Raw genomic sequence first — 19479 nt, forward strand, 5'->3', positions numbered from 1 at the left:
ACAAAAGCCATTCCAAGTATGGAGTGGCTTTTGATTTGCCGTGTGCTTCGCGATCGGCTATAATGATTTATGGTCAAAGAAGGTCAAATGGAGGGAACGGCATGGACGCAAGCCGTTTGACGGAAAAACTGCAAGAGGCGCTGATGGCGGCGCAGTCGCTCGCCAAAGAACGACATCATCAACAGCTTGATGTCGAGCATCTCCTGATTGCGCTGCTCGAACAAGAAGGCGGCCTGGCGCCGCGGCTCGTGGAGCTTTCCGGCGCCGACAAGGAAAAGGCCGCTGACTGGCTTCGCAGCCAGCTTCGCCAAAAGCCTGAAGTGCATGGGGCGGACGGGCAGCTGTATGTTGCGCCCGCCTTAGCGCGGCTGCTTGAGGAGGCGGAAAACGAAGCGAAGCGAATGCAAGACGAGTACATATCGGTCGAACATGTGCTGCTCGCGTTGCCTCATGGCGCCGAGCCGGTCGCTCGGCAGCTGGCGTCGTTTGGACTGACGAAGGAAGCACTATTAGCGGCAGTGAGAAACGTAAGGGGGAATCAACGCGTGACGAGTCCACATCCGGAAGCAACCTATGAAGCGTTGGCAAAATACGGGCGCGACCTTGTCGCGGAAGCGAAAGCGGGAAAAATCGACCCGGTCATCGGCCGCGACAGTGAAATTCGCCGCATCATCCGCATTTTGTCGCGGAAGACGAAAAACAACCCGGTGTTGATCGGCGAGCCGGGCGTCGGGAAGACCGCTATTGTCGAAGGGCTCGCTCAACGCATCGTGCGCAAAGATGTCCCGGAAGGGCTGAAAGACAAAACGATTTTCGCTCTTGATATGAGCGCGCTCGTCGCCGGAGCAAAGTTTCGCGGTGAATTTGAAGAACGGCTGAAAGCGGTGTTAAACGAAATCAAAAAAAGCGACGGCCGCATCATATTGTTCATTGACGAGCTGCATACGATCGTCGGCGCCGGCAGAGCGGAAGGGGCGATTGACGCCGGCAATATGCTCAAGCCGATGCTTGCCCGCGGCGAGTTGCGCTGCATCGGGGCGACGACGCTTGATGAGTACCGGCAATACATCGAAAAAGACCCGGCGCTCGAGCGCCGCTTCCAACAAGTGCTTGTCCAAGAGCCGAGTGTCGAGGACACGATTTCGATTTTGCGCGGATTGAAAGAACGGTATGAAGTGCACCATGGAGTGAAAATCCACGATCGCGCGCTCGTCGCGGCCGCCGTTTTGTCCGACCGTTACATCTCTGACCGCTTTTTGCCTGACAAAGCGATCGATTTGGTCGATGAAGCGTGCGCGACGATCCGGACGGAAATGGAATCGATGCCGTCGGAGCTGGACGAAGTGATGCGCCGCGTCATGCAGCTTGAAATTGAAGAGGCGGCCTTAAGCAAAGAAACGGATGAAGCGAGCCGCGAGCGGCTTGCGGCATTGCAAAAAGAACTTGCCGATTTGCGTGAAAAGGCGAACGCCATGAAAGCGCAATGGCAAAAAGAAAAAGAGGCGCTTGACCGCGTCCGCCGTTTGCGCGAGGCGCTCGAGCGGGCAAAACGCGAACTGGAAGAGGCGGAAAACGAGTATGATTTAAACAAGGCGGCGGAGCTTCGCCATGGCCGCATTCCGCAGTTGGAAAAGCAACTCAAACAGCTCGAGCAAGAAATCAGTGAGCAAAGTGAAGGGAAATTGCTGCGCGAGGAAGTGACGGAAGAAGAGATTGCCGAAATCGTGTCACGCTGGACTGGCATTCCGCTCACCCGCCTCGTCGAGGGAGAGAGGGAAAAGCTGCTTCGCCTTCATGAATTGCTGCATAGACGGGTCATCGGTCAAGACGAAGCGGTCGAGCTTGTCGCTGACGCCGTCTTGCGGGCGCGGGCCGGCATGAAAGACCCGAACCGCCCGATCGGATCGTTTTTGTTCCTCGGACCGACCGGCGTCGGCAAAACGGAACTGGCCAAAGCGCTCGCCGAGGCGCTGTTTGACAGTGAGGAGCAGCTCATCCGTCTTGACATGTCCGAGTATATGGAAAAACACGCCGTCTCCCGCTTGATCGGAGCGCCGCCCGGCTATGTCGGCTATGAGGAAGGCGGCCAGCTGACCGAGGCAGTGCGGCGCAAGCCGTATTCCGTTCTGTTGTTCGATGAAATCGAAAAAGCTCATCCGGAAGTGTTCAACATCCTGCTGCAGCTGCTGGATGACGGACGGCTCACCGATTCGCAAGGGCGGACGGTCGACTTTAAAAACACGGTCGTCATTATGACATCGAACATCGGATCGCCGCTGTTGTTGGAAAACAAACAGGGCGACATCGATGAAGAAACGCGCAAACAAGTGTTTGACCAACTGCGCGCCCATTTCCGCCCAGAATTTTTAAACCGGATCGACGATATCGTCTTGTTTAAGCCATTGTCGATGAATGAAGTGAAAGGCATCGTCGAAAAGTTCGCCCGCGAGCTGTCGGCCCGTTTGGCCGATCGGCATATCGAACTCGTGCTGACCGAAGCGGCGAAGCAATACATCGCCGAAGCGGGCTTCGATCCGGTCTACGGCGCCCGCCCCTTAAAGCGGTTTATGCAAAAGCAGATCGAAACGCCGCTTGCGAAAGAGCTGATCGCTGGGCGGGTGAAAGATTACAGCACCGTCACGGTCGATGTTGACAACGGGCAGATCGTCATTCGTCCGTCGGCGCAAACGAGCTGAAGGGGGCGCCGCCGACGCGGAGAGACGTGCTTCCTGTCTGCCGGGGTTGGTCGCATTGTTTGAGCATGGACGGAAAACACAAGTCTAGATCAATAGGGATGGAGTGCTCCTCCACTTACCCTATATAGGTGTTGAAGTGGGGGGGATTCTCGGTTAGAGATGACAAAAAACAACGCCTTGGGACTTTCACCTCAAGGCGTTGTCTTATGAAGCGAATGATCAATGATGGTGATCCCCGGCCGGCTCGTCCGGAATCAAGGCTGCAATCACGAAGACTAAGATCGTCACGATGACGCCAAGCAAAGCACCGGTCGCGAAGTGATAGCCGATCCCTTGCATCGAGCCCATGACGTACGTTGCCATTTGCACGAGCAAAAACGTCCAAAAAAACGTCCAAAACAAGCGCATCTTTGTTCCTCCCATCTTCTCGTCATTCCTTTTCTTATCTTATCACAATTTGTCGCGTAGGCATATACCCGGACGATTTTTTTTGGCCGCGCATATCGTATACTGTACCATTATGCATTGCCAAACAAGGGTGAATGGAAACGATGGCAGGACAACGGCGGTTTTTTCAACTCGATGAGCAATGGTGCATCGTTCACGTGCCGGAGCGCCCAAATGGGTTTGCCCTTTTTTTAATGGGCGACGGCGACCATTTTGTGAACGAACAGACGAGTTTTTGGCTCGAGCATCCGGGGCGGCGCCAATGGCTGGAAGATTGGTTGGAACGCGGATACACGGTCTTTTCGTCCCATTTGTACGGCCGGCATTGGGGAAGTCCGAAAGCGGTCCGGCTGGCGCGCCAGCTCATTTACTCGGTGTTGAAAAGCGAAATTGTGAACCAGCGCATCTATATCGTTGCCGAAGGAATGGGCGCGCTCGTTGCCTTGCAACTGCTTGGCGCCATGCCAAGTCAAATCCGCGCCGTCGCCATGATCAACCCTTGCCTTGACGTACGCGCCCAGCTTGACTATAAACAGGAACATCCATTCGTGTACCGGCGGATGGTGAAGGAAATCGCGACTGCCTATGGCTTGAAAGAAGAGGAGGTGCTGGAGGCTGTTCCGTCCCTCTTTCTCAGTCCTCATGACGTTCCGGTGACGATTTGGCAGCTGGCCGGAGTGAGCCCGTATCCATCCGCCTTGCATAGCCGTAAATATGAACAATGGATGAAAACGACAAACAACCGGGTGCGCGTCGTTTACGAGCTGCCGGAGAAACGGCGCCAACTGGCTCGGCAAATCGGGCAATTTTTCTGCCAATACAATGAACTCCCGTAAACGACAAGGGCAGACGCATCGACCGGTGCGTCTGCTATTTTTTCAATAAGTCGACGAGCGAGGTGATCTTTTTCACGAGCGGTTTTAATTGTTGCAATGAGTCGGCTAGCGTATTGACGTTTTCAAACAGCTTCATGAAATCGATGTTCGGCAGTAAAGGCTGCTCTGCCCCGCTCCCTTGATCTTCGCGCTCGCCGGTTGCGCGAGAAGGAAAAGATCCGAACATTAGGCGGGAAAAACGGTCTTGTCGTTCGCGATGTTGTTCTCGTGCTTCGCCGTTGGCCATGGGCGATCCTCCCTTTCATGCGATGGTTGCTCGTATTTGTATTGTATGGCAGAAAGGAAAAAGCGGTTTGGACAAATGCCTTAGGGGCACGGAAAGCGCTGGTTCAACTTTCGTTTTCTATTGCGCATCCACGCTCTTTCGGCTAAAATTAGTACCAAGTAATAATAATTGGTGATGTAGACTGATTGTACATTCAAGTTTGGTTGTCAGCGCGAGCGTTTTTTTCATTTTGGGAAAGAAAGAGGAGATGGATGATATGGGAGCAGGAATTATCGGGGTCGGCCGCTATGTGCCGGAAAAAGTGTTGACCAACTTTGATTTGGAAAAAATGATGGATACATCGGATGAATGGATCCGGACGCGCACAGGGATTGAGGAGCGCCGCATCGCTCCGGATGACATCGATACGTCCGATATGGCGTATTTTGCCGCAGAAAAGGCGCTTCAAGACGCTGGCATGGAGGCGAAGGACATTGATCTCATTTTAGTTGCCACCGTCACTCCGGACCGTCCGTTTCCGTCGGTCGCTTGCATGCTTCAAGAGCGGCTTGGCGCCGTCAACGCCGCTGCGCTTGATATTAGCGCTGCCTGCGCGGGGTTTATGTACGGGATGGTCACGGCCGCCCAATTTATTGACACAGGCGCCTACAAGTATATATTAGTAGTGGGGGCAGACAAACTATCGAAAATCACCGATTGGACCGACCGCAACACGGCGGTGCTGTTCGGCGACGGCGCCGGAGCGGTCGTCATGGGTCCGGTGTCGCCCGGGCGCGGGATTTTATCTTTCGAATTAGGAGCTGACGGAACAGGAGGAAAACATTTATACAAAGACGAATATATCGTCATGAACGGCCGTGAAGTATTCAAGTTCGCCGTCCGGCAAATGGGAGAATCAAGCGTGCGTGTGCTTGAAAAAGCCGGGCTCACGAAAGACGATGTCGACTTTCTCATTCCGCATCAAGCGAACATTCGCATCGTCGAAGCGGCCAGACAGCGGCTCGAGCTGCCGGAAGAGAAAATATCGACAACCATCCGTCGATATGGCAACACGTCGGCCGCATCCATTCCGATTTCGCTTGTCGAAGAGTTGGAAGCGGGCAAAATCCATGACGATGATCTCATCATTATGGTCGGATTCGGCGGCGGGCTGACGTGGGGCGCGATCGCTTTGCGCTGGGGCCGTTAACGGCACGTATATTATCGAAATAAAAGGAGAGACGGAAACGATGGAAAAAAGACGAGTCGTCGTGACAGGCATAGGCGCCGTCACCCCGCTTGGGAATGACGCAGAAACGACGTGGAAAAACATTATCGCCGGCCAGTCCGGCATCGACATTGTCACCCGCGTCAATCCGGACGATTTTCCGGCGAAAGTGGCGGCGGAAGTGAAAGACTTCGATCCGTCGCTGTTTATCGACCGCCGCGAGGCGCGGAAGATGGACCGATTTACCCAATTCGCCGTCGTTGCGGCGCTCATGGCGGTCAAAGATGCCAATCTCGACATTAATGAAAGCAACGCTGAACGGGTCGGTGTTTGGATCGGTTCTGGCATCGGCGGCATGGAGACGTTTGAACAGCAGTTTGAGATTTTCCAGCAGCGCGGTTATCGCCGAGTGAGCCCGTTTTTCGTGCCAATGATGATCCCGGATATGGCCGCTGGGCAAGTATCGATCATCCTCGGAGCGAAAGGGATCAATTCGTGCACGGTGACCGCTTGCGCGACCGGGGCGAACTCGATCGGTGATGCGTTTAAAGTCATTCAGCGCGGCGACGCCGATGTCATGATCACTGGCGGGACGGAAGCGCCGATTACGAAAATGTCGTTCGCCGGTTTTTGCGCCAATACGGCTCTCTCAACCAATCCAGATCCAAAAACGGCGAGCCGCCCATTTGACAAAAACCGCGACGGTTTCGTCATGGGTGAGGGAGCAGGCATCGTTGTTCTTGAGGAATTGGAGCACGCGTTGCGCCGCGGCGCGAAGATTTACGCAGAAATTGTCGGTTACGGTGCGACCGCCGATGCGTACCATATCACCGCGCCGGCGCCGGGCGGCGAAGGCGGCGTGCGGGCGATGCGCCAGGCGCTTCAAGACGCTGGCTTGAAGCCGGAGGAGATCGATTACATCAACGCCCACGGCACGAGCACCGAGTATAATGATAAGTATGAGACGGCGGCGATCAAAGAAGTATTCGGCGATCATGCATATAAGCTCGCCGTCAGCTCGACGAAGTCGATGACCGGGCATTTGCTCGGGGCGACCGGCGCGGTGGAAGCGATTTTCTCCGTGCTGGCGATCCGCGACGGCATCATTCCGCCGACGATCAACTACGAAACGCCGGATCCGGAATGCGATCTCGACTATGTGCCGAATGAAGCGCGCAAGCAAGACGTGCGTGCGGTCTTAAGCAACTCATTTGGATTTGGCGGCCATAATGCGACATTGATTTTTCAAAAATATGCGTAATGGATGAAAAGGAGAGCCTTGGTTAAGCGGAGCCGAAAACGCGTGACTGACGGCGGTTTCGGTCCAGCGCCGGGCTCTCTTTTTTTGTTTTGTTTCACCGTCTTTTCCCTGCCGACATAACGTAGGAGAAAAGGAGGGAAAAGCGATGGGATTGCTTCCAACCGATCGATGGCTTGAAGAGGATGAAGGCGATCCGCTCCGGTTGTGCGCGAGGTTGGCGCCGCTTTTTGGCAAGATGCCGGCGCGTGAGATTTACAGCTATTTACGGCTGTATGGCATGTACCGAAGCACTCGGCAGGCCGAGCGGCTTTTGCCGGAGATGAAAGAGCGCCGTCTTTGGGAACGTCTTGGCCGTTTGTACGAACGGCAACGGGGGATATGGAAGGGACCGGACGTTCCGGTATTTTTGCTGCCGGCCGATGACGAAAACCGGAAGCTTGCGCGCGAATTCCAAGGAAAAGGCGGGGTGGCGTTTGCCGATAAATTGTTTTTCTTCTTGCTGCCTGATCATTGCGACGAGGAGATCGCCGCGTTGGTGGCGCATGAATACAACCATGTATGCCGTCTCAAGCAGTTGCCGAACGAAGGCGAAGATGCGACGTTGCTGGATGCAGTCGTTATGGAAGGATTGGCGGAGCATGCGGTCGCCGAGACGGTCGGCGTCAAGCAGTGCGCGGTCTGGACGAAGTATTACACCGATCGAGAGATTGAACGGTTTTGGCGGCGTTATATTGTCCCGAACCAACATTTGCCCGTTTCGCACCCACATACTTCCCGCATTTTGTACGGACTTGGATGGCATCCGAAAATGGGGGGCTATGCCGTTGGGTATGCCATCATCCGTCGTTGCCTAGAAAGAGGATATTCGCTCGCCCAATTGATGACGATGGAAGCGAAAGACATCGCGGAGTTGGCGGGCTTTTCAGGCAAACAGCAAGGAGCGTCTTAGCTCGAAACCGCATGGCGACCGCCGCTGTCCGGTTATCACAAGAATCTTAGGGACATCGGGCGCAAACAGGCATGTTGTCCATGGCGCCGACATATATGTAGAACAAGGACGTGGACAAGAAGGAAGGGAAAGCCCGGTGGTCCGCCTGTTTTTTTATTTGGTCGGTTTCGGTTTTTCGGTCGTCGGCGGCATGATGGTGATCGCCTATTTGAACATCATCACTCCAGAGCGCGGTTTTAGCGAATACTTATCTTATATTTCGACAAGGGTGGAATGCTATTTATTCCCTATTGGCCTTCTTTTGATGTGGGGGAGCTTGACGTTTCCAAGCCGCAGCCCCTAGAGGGGAAAAGAGGACGAAATGGAATAAAATTCTCCCCCTCTGCCTATACTGATGGACAAACACGTCTGGAAGTGAGGGGTCTCGCATGCTTTATCTGCACGACATTTGGGTCAACTGGTTTGAAGGAGAAGAGAACGGATACAACGTCTGCCATTTCCATGAATGGCGCAAGGACGATCAAATCGAGCTGCTCGACCAAGTGCCGCTGTTAAAAGTATCCCCGGCCCTGTTTCATTACATTGAAAACAGCTTGTCCGATCTTCCAAAACCGCTGCTAGACGATGTGCATCAGAAGGCGTATGTCCGCAAAAACCATGAACGCATTCAGCTGGACTATTGTTTCGTTGTCACGGACGGCGCCGGCGTTTTGGCTGTCGATACAATCGGTTATCAAATCCCGATTCGCAAAAGCCGTCTCATTCCGCGTCAGGAACAACTCGTCTACGAAATGGCGGCCGAAGCGGAGGAACGGGACTATCCGCTGCAGAGGTATGAAAAAGAATACCACATTTTATCGCCGGCTCCGGAACTGATGTGCGGACTCACGCGCAAAGAGCGGCAGTTGAAACAGCTGTTGTTTATGGCGCTTGACCAGCTTTATTCGACAAAAAATACTGCCCAGATGCGCTATTGGTATACGGAATGGGCGCCGGAAAAATACGCCGCTATTCAAAAAATGTCTTTTGATGAAGCGTGGGAACAATTGTATAACGAGACGAAATACGGGTGGTCCGAACGGCATGAGCAGCTGTGCGAAAACTTGATCAAAGGGCAGCCATTTTTCGAAAAACTGTGGGAAATGGAGCAAGAACCAAAAGTCAATTAAAAAACGGGCCAAGGCGATAGGCGCCAGCCCGTTTTTGTATGGCTTCGCTGGATGCGGCTATTTACCGCCGCCGCCCGAGCCCCATGGCTTGCTCCATTTTGCGCACCATTTCCGATGCAACCCGATTTGCTTTTTCCGCCCCTTCATCCAACACGCGGTCAAGCTCCTCGCTTTCCATCCAATGGTGATACCGCTCTTGAATCGGTCGAAGCGTTTCGATGACGACTTGAGCGAGGTCGGCTTTGAAGACGCCGTATCCTTTTCCTTCGTATTGCCGCTCCAACTCCTCGATCGATTGACCGGATAGCGTCGAATAAATATTGAGCAAGTTCGAAATGCCTGGCTTCGCTTCTTTGTCGTAGCGAATCGTTCCTTCCGAGTCGGTGACCGCGCTTTTGATCTTCTTCTCGATCGTTTTCGCATCGTCAAGCAGTGTGATGTACGCTTTCGGGTTGGGGTCGGATTTGCTCATTTTTTTCGTCGGGTCGACAAGCGACATGATGCGGGCGCCGACTTTCGGAATGCGCGCCTCGGGAATGGTGAACAGCTCGCCATACCGTTTGTTGAAGCGCTCGGCTAGATCCCGCGTCAATTCGATATGCTGCTTTTGATCATCGCCGACCGGGACGATGTCGGTGTTATAAAGCAAAATGTCAGCGGCCATCAGCGGCGGGTACGTGAGCAGTCCGGCGCTGACCGCCTCTTTGCCGGCCGATTTTTCTTTAAATTGCGTCATCCGCTCAAGTTCGCCGATATAAACGATGCACTGCAGCATCCAAGCGGCTTGAGCGTGCGCCGGCACTTCTGACTGGATGAACAACGTCGCTTGCGTCGGGTCGATGCCGACTGCTAAATACAAAGCGGCGAGGCGGCGGATGTTTTGCCGCAGTTCGTGTGGGTCTTGCGGAACGGTAATGGCGTGTTGGTCAACGATGCAAAAATAGCAGTTGTATTCATGCTGCAGCTCGACAAACTGCCGCAGCGCCCCGATGTAGTTGCCAAGGGTGATGACGCCGCTTGGCTGAATGCCGGAAAAAATGGTTTTCATCGATCTTCACTCCCTCAAGCAAAAAATAAAAAAGGCCCTGCCAGCCCTCTGATAGGGACGGTAGGACCGCGGTGCCACCCTACTTATTGCGCCGACAAGCGCAATCGCTCAGCCCATGCTTAGCGCATGGCCCCTTGTAACGCGGGGAAACGTCCTCGCCTACTGCGTCGCCGGTTCGGCGGGAAGCTCGAAAGCCCATTCCATATGGCTAGCCGCTTGTTCGCACCGTCCACAAGCTCTCTGAAGGCATCGCCCATATGTACTCTTCTTTCTCATCGCTCGGTTGATCCTAGATTTGCCTTATATTATACGGAAAACATTCAGCTGTTGCAACCTTATTGCACGGCATATCCGGCGGCAATCATCGCCAGAAACAGAAGCAGACCAGAAAAGAGAAGCGGATACGTGATGGCGAAACGCCGCGGACCGAGCAGCTCATCCGATTCATGTTCTGCTGCCGCTTCCTCAAGATACCGCTCCACCTTCGTTCGATTCCTGCGCAATCGGCGAAACCCGTATGCGAATCCGCTGAAAAACCCGCGTTCATAAACAAACAAAAGCCCGCCAAGCGACAGAGGCAAAAGGGAGAGCAAAAACGAAACGTTAATAAAGGCCACCGTGGTCCATGCTCCTTGCCCTATTACGATGAGTGCGCTCACCGCCAGCATCGCGGCGACGAGCCATCCAGTCCGCACAGCCGTTTGTTTCATGTCGTCTGTTCCCGCCTTTCCCTTCTCACTGCTTATTTTATCATAAATCATGTGGGCGGGAAGGTTGTCAAAATTATTAACAAAATTATATTGAAAAATATAGAAGAAACCTGGAAGTTCAGGAGAGATTTGCTTCGAAGCTGAGAGGAAGGGCAAAAAAATTATATTGTAAGCGTTTTCTTTTTTCTGTAGGCAGAAATTTTTTGTTTACAATTGTGGCAAAAGTCGTTACAATGCAGGTGTAAATGCAATCCGTCCTCATCCCGTTTGTAAGTAGTTTGAAATTTTTTTATTTAATAAAATAAAAAAATCCTTTTCAAATATACTAACACAGGATATAATAAGCGATGTAAGTACAATCTTCTGAAATCAAATGGTTCAGAAGATTTGTAATACGCTACATAAATTTTAAGGGGGGTTTTTTAGTGAAGAAGCGATTCTCTTTATTCCTCGTCCTGCTTCTCGCGCTGTCGACGTTTTTAGCGGCGTGCGGCGGAGGCAAGGACAACAACAACGCCCAAGGCGGCCAGGGCGGCGAAAAGCCGGCGGAGAAGAAGGAGCAGGTGCTGAACTTGCTTGAAACCCAAGAGATCCCGTCGCTTGATTCGGCGCTCGCCACTGATGCGGTGTCGTTCATCGTTTTGAACAACGTCATGGAAGGTCTGTACCGTTTAGGCAAAGACAACAAGCCGGTGCCAGGGATCGCGGAAAGCTATGAAGTGAGCCAAGACGGCAAAACGTATACATTCAAGCTTCGCAAAGATGCGAAGTGGTCCAACGGCGATCCGGTGACGGCGCACGATTTCGAATTCGCTTGGAAGCGCGTGCTTGATCCGAAGACGAAATCGGAATATGCGTACATTATGTACGACATTAAAAACGCGCAAGAAGCCAACACAGGCAAGGTGCCGCTTGACCAAGTCGGCGTCAAAGCCCTTGATGACTACACCCTTAAAGTCGAGCTGAAAAACCCAGTTCCGTATTTCGTCGGCTTGACAGCGTTTGGCACGTTTATGCCGCAAAACGAAAAATTTGTGAAAGCTCAAGGCGAAAAATACGGACTTGAAGCCAACACGACGCTGTACAACGGTCCGTTCGTGTTGAGCGAGTGGAAGCACGAACAAGGTTGGGTATATACGAAAAACCCGAACTACTGGGACAAAGACAACGTCAAGCTGGAAAAAGTCAATGTGAAAGTTGTGAAAGACACGGCAACGGCCGTCAACTTGTATGAAACAAAACAAGCGGACCGCGTCGGCTTGACGGCGGAGTTCGTTGATAAGTACAAAAACGATAAAAACTTCCATACGAAATTGGAACCGACGCTCTTCTGGCTGCGCATGAACACGAAAAAAGAACCGTTGAACAACGTCAATGCCCGCAAAGCGATTGCGATGGCAATCGACACGCAAGCGATGGTCGATACGCTGCTGAACAACGGTTCGATTCCGGCGAAGTTCACCGTTCCGAAAGACTTCGTCACCGGTCCGGATGGCAAAGACTTCCGCGATGTGAATGGCGATTTGGTCAATTACAATCCGGATGAAGCGAAAAAATTGTGGGAGCAAGCGAAAAAAGAGCTGGGCAAAGACAAATTTACGCTTGAACTGCTGAACTATGACACCGACAACGCGAAGAAAATCGGCGAGTATGTGAAAGCGCAGCTTGAACAAAACTTGCCGGGCTTGACGATCAACATTAAGCAACAACCGTTTGCACAAAAACTGAAGCTCGAAAGCAACATGCAATATGATTTGTCGTTCTCCGGCTGGGGTCCGGACTATCAAGACCCAATGACGTTCCTGCAGCTTTGGACGTCGACAAGCCCGCACAACGAAACAGGCTGGTCGAATCCTGAGTACGACAAGCTGATCAAAGACGCGCAAACGACGCTTGCCAACGATCAACAAGCTCGTTGGGATGCGATGCTGAAAGCAGAAAAAATCGTCTTTGAAGGAATGCCGATCGCTCCGCTGTACCAACGCGGCGCTGCGTATTTGCAACGCGAATACGTCAAAGATTTCGTCACGCACACGTTTGGCGCCGACTACAGCTTGAAATGGGCGTATATTGAGTAACCGTTCTCTTGAGAGATGCGGAGGAGAGTATATGCATAGGCATATACTCTCCTTTTGCCTGCCAAGGCGAAAAATGTCGAAAAACAACGAAGATTATAGAAAAGCAGAGGAGGTGCGGTCATGGCGCGGTATACGCTTCAGCGGTTCGTTTATATGATTATCACGTTGTTTATCATTGCTACGTTGACGTTCTTTTTAATGAAGCTGTTGCCTGGTTCGCCGCTGCAAAACCAAGAGAAATTAACGCCGGAACAGAAGGCGCTTATTTTAAAAGAGTACGGATTGGATAAGCCCGTGCCTGTTCAATACATTCAATATTTAGGGAATTTGTTGAAAGGAGACTTGGGGGTATCGTTCCAATATGACAACCGCCCAGTGACAGAGCTCATCAGCGATCGAATCGGCCCGTCGGCCCAGCTCGGGTTTCAGGCGATTGTTTTTGGGACGATCGTTGGGTTGATTCTCGGAATTGTCGCGGCGATTCGACATAATCATTGGGAAGATTACACAGCTACGGTCATTGCGGTGTTGGGCGCCTCGATCCCGTCGTTTGTGTTAGGGGGGTTTTTGCAATATTTTATCGCTGTGAAACTGCAATGGCTTCCGGTCGCCTTTTGGGAAGGCTTCAAATATACGATTCTCCCGACATTGGCGCTGTCTGTCGGGGTCATCGCCAGCATCGCCCGCTTTATGCGCACGGAAATGCTTGAAGTGTTAAGCTCTGACTACATTTTGACGGCTCGGGCGAAAGGGATCAGCCAGGCGGGGGTTATCATCAAGCACGCCATCCGCAACTCGCTTATCCCCGTCATTACCATTTTAGGACCGATGACCGTCAATTTAATGACGGGAACGCTTGTCATTGAGAAACTGTTTGCTGTCCCTGGTCTTGGAGAGCAGTTTGTCCGTTCGATTGAACTGAACGATTACCCGGTTATTATGGGAACGACGTTGTTTTATTCCGCCTTGTTGATTTTGGCAGTCTTTATCGTTGATGTGTTGTACGGGGTTGTCGACCCACGCATCCGGTTAGCGGGAGGGAAAAAATGATGGCGAAACAACAATACGAACAACTTTCACCGGAATGGTTTCAGCCCGCCCCGCCGAACGTCGGTGAGCAGGAAAAAATCAATCGTCCGAGCTTGACGTTTTGGCAGGATGCTTGGCTTCGCCTTCGGGAAAACAAGGCAGCGATCGTGGGGCTCGTGATGATTATCATTTTGACGCTCATGGCGATCATCGCCCCGATGGCGAGCGACCGGACGTATAAAGATCAAAACTTGCGGCATGCGAAACTTCCGCCGAAAATCCCGGTGCTCGAGCATGTTCATTGGCTTCCGTTTGACGGCCGGGATGCGAACGGCGTTGATGTGTATAAACAGCGCGGCGTGAAAGAGTACTATTGGTTTGGCACGGATGACTTAGGACGCGACTTGTGGGTGAGAACGTGGTATGGCACGCGCATCTCACTTTACATTGGTTTGCTGGCGGCGTTGATCGACTTATTGATCGGGATTGCGTACGGCGGCATTTCCGGCTACTATGGCGGCCGCGTCGACAATGTGATGCAGCGGATCATCGAAATTTTAAACGGCATCCCGTATTTAATTATGGTCATTTTGTTCATTTTGATTTTTGAGCCTGGAATCATTTCCATCACGTTGGCGATGGTCATTACCGGTTGGACGACGATGGCGCGGATCGTGCGCGGACAAGTGTTGAAATTAAAGAACATGGAATACGTGTTGGCGGCAAGGACGCTCGGAGCGCCGACATCACGGCTCATTTTCAAACATTTGATCCCGAACGTCATCGGCCCGATCATTATTACGACGATGTTCACGATTCCATCGGCCATCTTCACTGAGGCGTTTTTGAGCTTTATCGGCCTTGGCATCCGTCCGCCGGAAGCGTCGCTTGGCTCGCTTGTCAATGATGGATACAAATCGATCCAAACATATCCGCATTTGATGATTATTCCGGCGATTGTCATCAGCTTGCTCATTTTAAGCTTCAACTTGGTGGCAGACGGAATCCGCGATGCGCTTGACCCGAAAATGCGCAAATAACCGACGGAAGGGGTGAAACCGATGGAGAAAATTTTGCAGGTGAACGATTTGCATATTTCCTTTGACATCCACGCCGGTGAAGTGCAGGCGGTTCGCGGCGTCACGTTCGACTTGTATAAGGGAGAAACGCTGGCGATCGTCGGCGAGTCAGGGTCTGGGAAATCAGTGACTTCAAAAGCGTTGATGCGCCTGTTGCCGACACCGCCGAGCCGGATTAAGCAAGGGGAAATTTTATTTGAAGGAAAAGACTTGACCAAGCTGTCGGAGAAAGAAATGCAATCGATCCGCGGTGCGAAAATTTCAATGATTTTCCAAGATCCGATGACGTCGCTCAATCCGACGATGACGATTGGGAAACAAATTATGGAAGCGATTTTAAAGCATCAAAAGCTGTCGAAAGATGAAGCGCGCAAACGGGCGATTGAACTATTGCAGCTGGTCGGCATTAAAAACGCCGAGTTGCGCATGAAGCAATACCCGCACCAATTTTCCGGCGGGATGCGCCAGCGTGTTGTCATCGCCATCGCCTTGGCGTGCAATCCGAAAATTTTGATCGCCGATGAACCGACGACAGCGCTTGATGTGACGATTCAGGCGCAAATTTTGGAGTTGATGAAAGACATTCAGAAAAAGCTCGGCATGTCGATTATTTTCATCACCCATGATTTAGGGGTTGTCGCCAACATGGCCGACCGAGTGGCCGTGATGTATGCCGGGAAAATCGTGGAGATCGGCACGGTGGATGAAATTTTTTACAATCCGAAACATCCGTACACGTGGGGATTGCTGGCCTCGATGCCGAGCCTTGATCATAAAGATACGGAGCTGTATTCGATTCCGGGTTCGCCGCCGGATTTGTTAAATCCGCCAAAAGGCGATGCGTTTGCGCCGCGCAATCCGTATGCGCTCAAAATCGACTACGAGCTCGAGCCGCCGATGTTCCAAGTGTCCGATACACACTATGCGGCGACATGGCTGTTGCATGAGATGGCGCCGAAAGTGGAACCGCCGGCCGTTGTGCGCGAGCGGATGGAACGGTTTGCTGACATCGTCGCCCGAAAAGGAGGGAAACCGCGTGGCTAGACAAAAGCTGCTTGAAGTCAAAAACTTGAAACAGTATTTCCCTGCTGGCCGCGGTGAAGTGGTGAAAGCGGTCGACGGCGTCACCTTTGACATTTATAAAGGTGAAACGTTCGGCCTTGTCGGCGAGTCGGGCTGCGGCAAGTCGACAACAGGACGGACGATCATCCGGCTGTACGAAGCGACGGAAGGAGAAGTGCTGTTTAACGGCGTCAATGTGCACGGCAAAAAATCAAAAAAAGAGCTGAAAGAGTTAAATCGGAAAATGCAGATGATTTTCCAAGATCCGTATGCGTCGCTTAATCCGCGGATGACGGTCGCGGATATTATCGCTGAGGGCATCGACATCCATGGGCTGGCGAAAACGAAAGAAGAACGGATGCAGCGCGTGTATGAATTGCTTGAGACGGTTGGTTTAAACCGTGAACACGCGAACCGCTACCCACATGAGTTTTCGGGCGGTCAGCGCCAGCGGATCGGCATCGCCCGGGCGCTTGCCGTCGAGCCGGAATTCATCATCGCCGATGAGCCGATTTCGGCGCTTGACGTTTCCATTCAGGCGCAAGTCGTCAACTTGCTGAAGCGCCTGCAGCGTGAAAAAGGGTTGACGTACTTGTTTATTGCCCATGACTTGTCGATGGTCAAATACATCAGCGACCGGATCGGCGTCATGTATTTCGGAAAAATGGTCGAGCTCGCCGAATCGGAAGAGCTGTACCGCAATCCGATCCACCCGTACACGAAGGCGCTCTTGTCGGCCATTCCGCTTCCTGATCCGGAAACGGAGCGGACGCGCAAGCGGATCGTTTACGACCCGGCGCAACATGGCTACAGAGATGGAGAGGAACTTGAATTCCGTGAAATTACGCCTGGCCATTTTGTGCTTTGTTCGGAGGAAGAGTATAAGCGGTATCGGGCGATGTATGCCTAGCAGAATAGAAAAGAGCGCTGCTCCTTCACTGCCGTGTGATGCGAACGGTGAAAGAGGCGGCGCCCAACTATGCGCCTGTTTTGGCGCGTTATTTTTTTCCCCCGACGACTTTCCATCCTTGTTGGATGCGGCGAGAGGCCTCGACATGCTTTCCACTTTTGTTTCGGCCGAACATCCGCTCTCCGATCGTGTTGCTGATGTTCCCCATCAATGCGGTGAGGGCGACGATCAATGCCGAAGCAATGGCAAAGTCGATGAAATAGCCGGCCATCGGTTCTTCCTCCCTTTTCCTCTTCTACTTTGATTGTAGAGGATTTTCCTTCACTTTGGAAGGGGAAAGAAAGAAAATTGCATTTATCATCGAAAAACTATATCTTTCTTGTCTGATGTATTGTATAATATATCATGTTAAAGTCATTTCAATTTGCAAACGATTGGCAAAGCGGCTGATCGCCAGACTGGCGTTCAGGCCGTGTCGCTATGCTGTCAGACGTCAAACCGGCATAGCGGTGCACGTCTGTCGTCTGACGGACGAGGGAAGCAAGGGATTCCTTGTCAAAAGGAGTGATCGAAGTGGTCAAGCTATACACATCACCGAGCTGCACGTCATGCCGGAAGGCGAAGGCGTGGCTCGAGAAGCACAATATTCCTTATGTCGAGCGCAATATTTTCTCTGAGCCGCTCACGGTCGAGGAGATTAAAGAGATTTTGCGGATGACGGAAACGGGGACGGATGAGATCATTTCCACCCGTTCGAAAGTATTCCAAAAGCTGAACATTAACTTGGAAGCTCTGCCGTTGCAAGACTTGTACGAACTCATTCAAAAAAACCCAGGCATTTTGCGCCGGCCGATCATCATTGATGAAAAGCGGCTTCAAGTCGGCTACAACGAAGATGAAATCCGCCGCTTCCTGCCGCGGAAAGTGCGGGCGTATCAGCTTCGTGAAGCGCAGCGGCTGGTGAACGGGTAATAAAAAAACTTCTACATGGTCTGCCATGTAGAAGTTTTTTATCATTTGCTTTATGCGGCGCGCGACCGGCGGTTGGCCGCCAAGCCGAGCAAAACGGCAAGAACGGCCGCCGCCATTGGAAACAGCGCCTCCCCATTCGGGGGGTAAAACGGGCGCAACCGCTCTTCGGCAGCGATCATCTTTCCAGCGGTGTACGCCAAGAGGGCGCCGCCGGCATAAATGAGAATCGGGAACCGTTCCATGGCATAAAGGATGATTTTGCTGCCTAAAATGATGATAGGAACGGAACAGAGAAAACCGAACACAACAAGTCCGATATGGCCTTGAGCCGCTCCAGCGATGGCGATGACGTTGTCAAGACCCATGGCGACATCGGCGGCGACGATCGTCTGGATAGCTTTCCAAAGCGACGGTTCGGCTTTGATCATAGTCGGTTTTTCGTCTTTTTGCCCGATCAGTTTCAAGGCGATCCAAAAGAGGACGACGCCTCCAGCGAGCTGCAAGAACGGAATCGTCAACAGCCAAACGACGGCCACCGTCAAGACAATGCGAACAGCGATCGCCAGCGCGGTGCCGACAATGATGGCCACATTCCGCTTTTGTTCCGGCAAGTTGCGGCTTGCTAGCGCAATGACAACCGCATTGTCCCCGCCAAGAATGACATCAATGCCGATAATCAGCAAGATGGAAACGATGTATTCATCCACCATAGGCGTCCCTCATTCCGTCCGTGTTCATCATCATTATAGTAGGGCATGGCCGGTTTCATAACCAATTTTTAAAAATGCGTTTTTTTATTTCCCTTCTTTCGCTTTTTATCATAAAATAAAAGTACAAGATCATAAGTTTTTATTTAAATAGTTTCAGGGGCACAATCCCTTCCTTTTTTATTTCTCTGTTTTAGAAGGGAGAGTTGAGAAAATGGAAATCGAACGCATCAACGAGCATACCGTGAAATTTTACATTTCATATGTTGATATAGAGGAGCGCGGCTTTGACCGCGAGGAAATTTGGTACAATCGGGAACGAAGCGAAGAATTATTTTGGGAAATGATGGATGAAGTTCATGGGGAAAGCGATTTTTCGCTCGATGGCCCGCTTTGGATCCAAGTGCAGGCGCTCGAAAAAGGGCTTGAAGTCGTCGTGACGAAAGCGCAGTTGTCTAAAGACGGAAGCAAGCTCGAGCTGCCGCTTCCAGAAGAGAAATGGCGCGAGTTTCCGCTGTCAGCTGATGAAAAGGTGGAATCGCTGTTCGGCCACCATTTCCACTTTGGTCAAAACGGGGACGCCGAGGAGAGAGAAGAGCAAGATGTCCTTCAATTCATCCTTTCGTTCAAGGATATCGAGGATGTCATTTCCTTGGCCCATCGCGCTGACTTCTCTGAGTTGTCGAACCGCCTGTTCCAATTTGAAGGCCGCTATTACTTGTTCGTCGAGTTTGACGAGCGCTACACCGAGCAGGAAGTGGACAATATGCTCAGCCTTCTGTTGGAATACGGAAGCGATTCCCAGCTGACGATTTATCGACTTGAAGAATACGGAACTGAAATTATGGGCGACAATGCACTCGAAACGATCAAAACGTATTTTCCAGCCCCATAATGTTTCCATTCCGCCGATTTCGCCGCCAGAAATCGGCGTTTTCTACGTTAGCGGAAGAAAAACGGCCATCATGAAGAGCCGAGTGGAGGGGTTTTGTTGCGAAACACATCTAGAGTGGCGATTCTCGTCGTCATTGTC

Annotated in this window: 20 protein-coding genes and 1 other annotated feature; of the genes, 14 read left to right on the forward strand and 6 right to left on the reverse strand. The window is 52.0% G+C overall.

Going from position 1 to position 19479, the window contains the following annotated elements; translation table 11 throughout:
• Positions 1-101: 101 nt before the first annotated feature.
• Positions 102-2696 (forward strand): ATP-dependent chaperone ClpB, encoded by a 2595-nt coding sequence (gene clpB / locus BRO54_RS10750; protein WP_021321873.1) that lies wholly within the window; start codon positions 102-104, stop codon positions 2694-2696.
• 219 nt (positions 2697-2915) lie between these two features.
• Here the strand turns inward: clpB and BRO54_RS10755 are convergent, their stop codons facing one another.
• The gene (locus BRO54_RS10755; protein ID WP_042379809.1) at positions 2916-3104 is read right to left on the reverse strand and encodes a YjzD family protein; all 189 of its coding nucleotides are present in this window, start codon (positions 3102-3104) and stop codon (positions 2916-2918) included.
• 134 nt (positions 3105-3238) lie between these two features.
• On the opposite strand from BRO54_RS10755, the gene BRO54_RS10760 reads away from it, so the two are divergent.
• Positions 3239-3979: an alpha/beta fold hydrolase gene (locus tag BRO54_RS10760; protein WP_074043909.1), complete on the forward strand. Its 741-nt coding sequence runs from the start codon at positions 3239-3241 to the stop codon at positions 3977-3979.
• A 34-nt stretch (positions 3980-4013) separates the two neighbouring features.
• On the opposite strand, the gene BRO54_RS10765 is transcribed toward BRO54_RS10760, so the two are convergent.
• Positions 4014-4265, reverse strand: coding sequence for a hypothetical protein (locus tag BRO54_RS10765; RefSeq protein WP_074043910.1), 252 nt, complete (start codon positions 4263-4265; stop codon positions 4014-4016).
• A 256-nt stretch (positions 4266-4521) separates the two neighbouring features.
• Here BRO54_RS10765 and BRO54_RS10770 point away from each other — a divergent pair, with 256 nt between their 5' ends.
• The 5 genes from BRO54_RS10770 (at position 4522) to BRO54_RS10790 (ending at position 8851) form a co-directional block, all read left to right on the forward strand.
• The gene (locus tag BRO54_RS10770; protein ID WP_013523164.1) at positions 4522-5454 is read left to right on the forward strand and encodes a beta-ketoacyl-ACP synthase III; all 933 of its coding nucleotides are present in this window, start codon (positions 4522-4524) and stop codon (positions 5452-5454) included.
• Between the two features lie 40 nt (positions 5455-5494).
• Entirely contained in the window at positions 5495-6733 is a 1239-nt protein-coding gene (gene fabF, locus BRO54_RS10775; RefSeq protein WP_042379598.1) for a beta-ketoacyl-ACP synthase II, read from the forward strand.
• A 145-nt stretch (positions 6734-6878) separates the two neighbouring features.
• Positions 6879-7682, forward strand: a complete 804-nt coding sequence (locus BRO54_RS10780; protein ID WP_042379600.1) for a DUF2268 domain-containing putative Zn-dependent protease — start codon at positions 6879-6881, stop codon at positions 7680-7682.
• 136 nt (positions 7683-7818) lie between these two features.
• A complete protein-coding gene (locus tag BRO54_RS10785) occupies positions 7819-8025 on the forward strand; it encodes a YuzI family membrane protein (protein ID WP_011230308.1) in 207 nt (68 codons plus the stop codon).
• 85 nt (positions 8026-8110) lie between these two features.
• Entirely contained in the window at positions 8111-8851 is a 741-nt protein-coding gene (locus BRO54_RS10790; protein ID WP_042379603.1) for a YjbA family protein, read from the forward strand.
• Between the two features lie 61 nt (positions 8852-8912).
• Here BRO54_RS10790 and trpS read toward each other — a convergent pair whose 3' ends face one another.
• On the reverse strand, positions 8913-9899 hold the full coding sequence (gene trpS, locus BRO54_RS10795; protein WP_015374152.1) for a tryptophan--tRNA ligase: 987 nt from the start codon (positions 9897-9899) through the stop codon (positions 8913-8915).
• Between the two features lie 50 nt (positions 9900-9949).
• Positions 9950-10184 (reverse strand) — a binding site (T-box leader).
• Between the two features lie 50 nt (positions 10185-10234).
• Entirely contained in the window at positions 10235-10609 is a 375-nt protein-coding gene (locus BRO54_RS10800; protein WP_042379610.1) for a DUF3899 domain-containing protein, read from the reverse strand.
• Between the two features lie 425 nt (positions 10610-11034).
• On the opposite strand from BRO54_RS10800, the gene BRO54_RS10805 reads away from it, so the two are divergent.
• The 5 genes from BRO54_RS10805 to BRO54_RS10825 all read left to right on the forward strand — a co-directional run bounded on the left by BRO54_RS10805 (position 11035) and on the right by BRO54_RS10825 (position 16767).
• On the forward strand, positions 11035-12687 hold the full coding sequence (locus tag BRO54_RS10805; protein ID WP_074043911.1) for a peptide ABC transporter substrate-binding protein: 1653 nt from the start codon (positions 11035-11037) through the stop codon (positions 12685-12687).
• Positions 12688-12807: 120 nt separating this feature from the next.
• Complete coding sequence (gene opp3b / locus BRO54_RS10810; RefSeq protein WP_011230313.1) at positions 12808-13737, forward strand: oligopeptide ABC transporter permease; 930 nt, start codon at positions 12808-12810, stop codon at positions 13735-13737.
• Positions 13734-14756 carry an oligopeptide ABC transporter permease gene (gene opp3C / locus BRO54_RS10815; protein WP_044732061.1) on the forward strand — a complete coding sequence of 341 codons (1023 nt, stop codon included), beginning with the start codon at positions 13734-13736 and terminating at the stop codon, positions 14754-14756. Before opp3b ends, opp3C begins: the two co-directional genes overlap by 4 nt.
• A gap of 21 nt (positions 14757-14777) precedes the next feature.
• Positions 14778-15839 (forward strand): ABC transporter ATP-binding protein, encoded by a 1062-nt coding sequence (locus tag BRO54_RS10820; protein ID WP_033004676.1) that lies wholly within the window; start codon positions 14778-14780, stop codon positions 15837-15839.
• On the forward strand, positions 15832-16767 hold the full coding sequence (locus BRO54_RS10825) for an ABC transporter ATP-binding protein (protein ID WP_074043912.1): 936 nt from the start codon (positions 15832-15834) through the stop codon (positions 16765-16767). The genes BRO54_RS10820 and BRO54_RS10825 overlap by 8 nt, the downstream gene beginning before the upstream one ends.
• A gap of 88 nt (positions 16768-16855) precedes the next feature.
• Here BRO54_RS10825 and BRO54_RS10830 read toward each other — a convergent pair whose 3' ends face one another.
• Complete coding sequence (locus BRO54_RS10830; RefSeq protein WP_074043913.1) at positions 16856-17038, reverse strand: hypothetical protein; 183 nt, start codon at positions 17036-17038, stop codon at positions 16856-16858.
• A gap of 302 nt (positions 17039-17340) precedes the next feature.
• Here BRO54_RS10830 and spxA point away from each other — a divergent pair, with 302 nt between their 5' ends.
• Complete coding sequence (gene spxA / locus BRO54_RS10835; protein WP_011230318.1) at positions 17341-17739, forward strand: transcriptional regulator SpxA; 399 nt, start codon at positions 17341-17343, stop codon at positions 17737-17739.
• Positions 17740-17789: 50 nt separating this feature from the next.
• On the opposite strand, the gene BRO54_RS10840 is transcribed toward spxA, so the two are convergent.
• Positions 17790-18449 (reverse strand): TerC family protein, encoded by a 660-nt coding sequence (locus BRO54_RS10840; RefSeq protein WP_074043914.1) that lies wholly within the window; start codon positions 18447-18449, stop codon positions 17790-17792.
• Positions 18450-18660: 211 nt separating this feature from the next.
• On the opposite strand from BRO54_RS10840, the gene mecA reads away from it, so the two are divergent.
• Positions 18661-19341: an adaptor protein MecA gene (gene mecA / locus BRO54_RS10845; protein WP_074043915.1), complete on the forward strand. Its 681-nt coding sequence runs from the start codon at positions 18661-18663 to the stop codon at positions 19339-19341.
• Positions 19342-19479 lie beyond the last annotated feature (138 nt).

The organism is Geobacillus proteiniphilus, assembly GCF_001908025.1.
Taxonomy (GTDB): Bacteria; Bacillota; Bacilli; order Bacillales; family Anoxybacillaceae; genus Geobacillus; species Geobacillus proteiniphilus.